This window comes from Microbacterium sp. (assembly GCF_049661145.1).
In the GTDB taxonomy this organism is placed as follows: Bacteria; Actinomycetota; Actinomycetes; order Actinomycetales; family Microbacteriaceae; genus Microbacterium.
Genome location: NZ_JBASZT010000455.1, coordinates 1 through 3,409, shown reverse-complemented (window position 1 = coordinate 3,409; position 3,409 = coordinate 1). Strand labels below are relative to the sequence as shown.

Genomic DNA, 3,409 nt, shown 5'->3' with positions numbered 1-3,409 from the left:
GCTCGTGGTGGAGCCGCTCCATGCGCGCGTCGAGCAGGGCTGCCGACTCCGCGGCATCCGCAGTCATCGCACCGCCCGCGCCGGCTCGCGTCGTGCGTCTCGTTCGCCGGGCTCACCCTGCTCGCCGAGCAGGCGCTCCTCCGACGCTCCGCGTCCCACGAGCGGCGCCTGCTTGATCTTGAATGCCAGCATGACGACGAAGAACCAGCCCCAGCCGAGAAGAGGTCCCGACTCGGCGAGCCCCTGCACAAGCAGGATCGCCCCGGCGAGCGTGGGCAGCAGCGTCAGGGCCGAGTACGGGCGGTCGGCGACGAGGTCCCACCGCGGTCGATCGATCGCGAAGAACCACGACCGCCACACATACGCCAGGAACGTCAGCGCGATGAGCAGCACTCCGATGGCTCCGAGCTGGAAGAACACGTCGAGCCACATGTTGTGCGCCTGCATGACGGTCTGGCCGTGGTCGACGATCCAACCGTCGAACATCGGGTCGGTGGGCACCCACGGCGTCGCGAACCCCCAGCCGAGCACCGGACGCTCGATGGCTCGGTGCCACACCTCTTGCCAGATGCCTTCGCGCCCCGTGAGATCCGACGACCGGCCGAGCGCCGCGAAGACCCGCTCGCGCAGCAACCACAGCACTGCGAGTCCGCCTATGCCGACGACGGCATATGCGACGTAGTACCGCGTCCGCTCCCCCGCGCGACGCGTCGTGCGCATGAGGAGCGCCGTGGTCAGCACGACCGCGACCGCCGCCGCCGCCAGCCATGCCGTCGCCGATCCCGCGCGCACGAACAGAAACGCCGCGAGGGCGAACCAGCCCACGAGCAGACGCCCGTGCGGGGCGCGCTCGGCGAACCGGATGGCGAACACCACCATGCCCAGCAACGCGGCGTAGGCGAGCGGGTTGGCGCCCCCGAACAACCCTTGCAGGCGCCCGCCGTCGAAGAGGTTGTCGCGGACCCAATAGACGATGGGGTCGTACTTCACGCCGGGCTCCGGGCGTACGAACTCGGGGAGCATCGGGCCGCCCCACACGAGCGAGACCCACAGTTCGAGCAGCAGCGACAGCGCCAGCACCCACTTCAGGGCCGAAGCGATCGCGCGCACGAGTTCACGCCACGTCAGCACCGACCCGACGAACAGTGCTTGCAGCGTCGTCGTGAACAGCAGCAGGAGCGTCAGTGTCGTCGCGGACGGGTACGCGGTCCACAGCAGCGACGCACTCGCCCACACCACGTACAGCGTCGCGAACCACGGCAGACGGCGCCACTGCCGCGGCCACAGCAGCCCAGGAGCCAGCGCGATCCACAACCCGATCGAGACGATGCCCGACCCGAACGCCACGACGCCGGCTCCCACCGCACCGAATGCCATGAGCCACGATGTCCCGGCGATGGCCGCGGCGATGACGAAGATGCACCAGCCGCGCAGCATCAGGTGGGCCGTCGTCTCCCGGATCGGCGCAGTCGGCGGCGCCGCGACGGGATGCTTCGTGTGGACGGCCATGGTGTGATCAGGGTATCGCGCGCATCTGTCGCCGATCGGCGGGGCCGGGGTCTCGGCGCACCGGTACGGGGCCGGTTCTAGGCTGGTCGCATGCTGATCCCCATCTCCAACACGCCGCGCGACTACTCCTGGGGATCCGTCGATCTGATCGCCCGACTGGAGGGCCGCGCGCCGACGGGAAAGCCGGAGGCGGAGATCTGGTACGGCGATCACCCCGGCTCTCCTGCGGTCGTCGCGGACGGGTCGGGCCGCACGCTGGGTCAGGCGCTCGCCGAAGCGGGCGAGCCGCCGCTGCCTTTTCTGCTGAAGCTGCTCGCCGCGGCATCCTCGCTGTCGATCCAGGCGCACCCGACGCTCGAGCAGGCACGCGAGGGGTTCGCGAAGGAGGACGACGCCGGGGTGCCGCGCGATGCCCCCGGTCGCCTGTACCGCGACCCCAATCACAAGCCGGAGATCATCGTGGCGCTGAGCGACGAGTTCCGCGCCCTCGTGGGGCTTCGACCCGTCGAGGACACTCGCCGGCTCGTGGCGACGCTCGGGGAGGGACCGGCGCGCGACGCGCTGTCAGCGCGGCTGGGGGAGGCGGAGCAGGATGCCGAAGCCACGGCATCCACGCTTCGCGCCGTCGTGGAATGGGCGCTGACGGATGCCGATGCGGGTCTCGTGGCGGACCTCGTCCGGGCTCTGGGGGCTGCCGACGGTGAGGGGGCGGCCGAGTTCGCCGAGGAGATCGAGACTCTGCGGGGAGCGGCCGCGGACTTCCCCGGTGATCCGGGGCTCTTCGTCGCGCTCCTCATGAACCTCGTGACGCTGCGGCCGGGTCAGGCGCTGTTCGCGCCGGCCGGCGTACTGCACGCCTATCAGTCGGGGCTCGGCGTCGAATTGATGGCCGCGAGCGACAACGTGCTGCGCGGCGGCCTGACCCCCAAGCACGTCGATGTACCCGAGCTCATGCGCGTCGTCGACGTGACGACGGGACCGGTTCCGATCGTGGTGCCGCGCGAGGTCGCGCCGGGAGTGCGCGAGTACGTTCCCCCCGTGGCCGACTTCGCGCTGACCGCCGTCACATTGGCGGGAACCGCTCCTGTGACGATCGAGCTCCGGGGCCCGGCGATCGTGCTGGCGACGGCGGGAAGCGTTTCGGTGGGTGCCGGTGGGCGGACGAGCGGCGGCGACAGCGTCGATCTGGCACCGGGGGCGGCCGTCTATGCCGGGCGGGAGGGCCGGGTCGAGATCTCCGGCGAGGGCGCGGCATTCGTGGCTCAGCCGGGCCGGGAGGAGGTGCGCCCACGGGCGCGACACGCCGTCCGTGGCGCGGGTGAAGGTTCAATCACGCCTTGAGGGTTTATCATCCGCGACTTGACCACGGGGAATGACAAGGGTGTAATTATTCCAACACGCGCACCGGCGCGAGGGAAGAGCTTTCAGGGCCGCCGCCGCGCCGTGGAGTGGTGAAAGCCGCGGGTCCCGGAGGGACACTTTCGTACTAGCAGGGGGAGAACGATATGACGGGTTACCGCTCTGGCGTCCCCGACAACTGGTTCGTCGACCCGGTCAATCTCGGTGTGCCGGGGGTCCGCCGGCCGGCCGCCGGTGATGAGGACGGCGCTCTCGCCTGGCAGGCCGACGCGCTGTGCGCGCAGACCGACCCCGAGGCGTTCTTCCCCGAGAAGGGTGGCTCCACCCGCGACGCCAAGCGCATCTGCACCTCGTGCGAAGTGCGCGGCGAGTGCCTCGAGTACGCGCTGCAGAACGACGAGCGGTTCGGCATCTGGGGCGGCCTCAGCGAGCGCGAGCGCCGCAAGCTCAAGCGCCGCGCCTGACCCGCTGTCGCTGGGGCTGCACCCGCGTACCCGCCGCGGCCCGAGTCCGCCTCGGGATGCCGGGTGCGCTCTCCCAG

Annotated in this window: 3 protein-coding genes; 2 read left to right on the top strand and 1 reads right to left on the bottom strand. The window is 70.8% G+C overall.

Annotated elements, in window-relative coordinates; all coding sequences use genetic code 11:
* Positions 1 to 63 precede the first annotated feature (63 nt).
* Entirely contained in the window at positions 64 to 1,509 is a 1,446-nt protein-coding gene (locus WBP48_RS18950) for an O-antigen ligase family protein (protein WP_424442377.1), read from the bottom strand.
* 90 nt (positions 1,510 to 1,599) lie between these two features.
* On the opposite strand from WBP48_RS18950, the gene manA reads away from it, so the two are divergent.
* Both manA and WBP48_RS18940 read left to right on the top strand, forming a co-directional pair.
* A complete protein-coding gene (manA, locus tag WBP48_RS18945) occupies positions 1,600 to 2,850 on the top strand; it encodes a mannose-6-phosphate isomerase, class I (protein WP_424442375.1) in 1,251 nt (416 codons plus the stop codon).
* Positions 2,851 to 3,014: 164 nt separating this feature from the next.
* The gene (locus tag WBP48_RS18940) at positions 3,015 to 3,332 is read left to right on the top strand and encodes a WhiB family transcriptional regulator (RefSeq protein WP_424442374.1); all 318 of its coding nucleotides are present in this window, start codon (positions 3,015 to 3,017) and stop codon (positions 3,330 to 3,332) included.
* Positions 3,333 to 3,409: the final 77 nt, after the last annotated feature.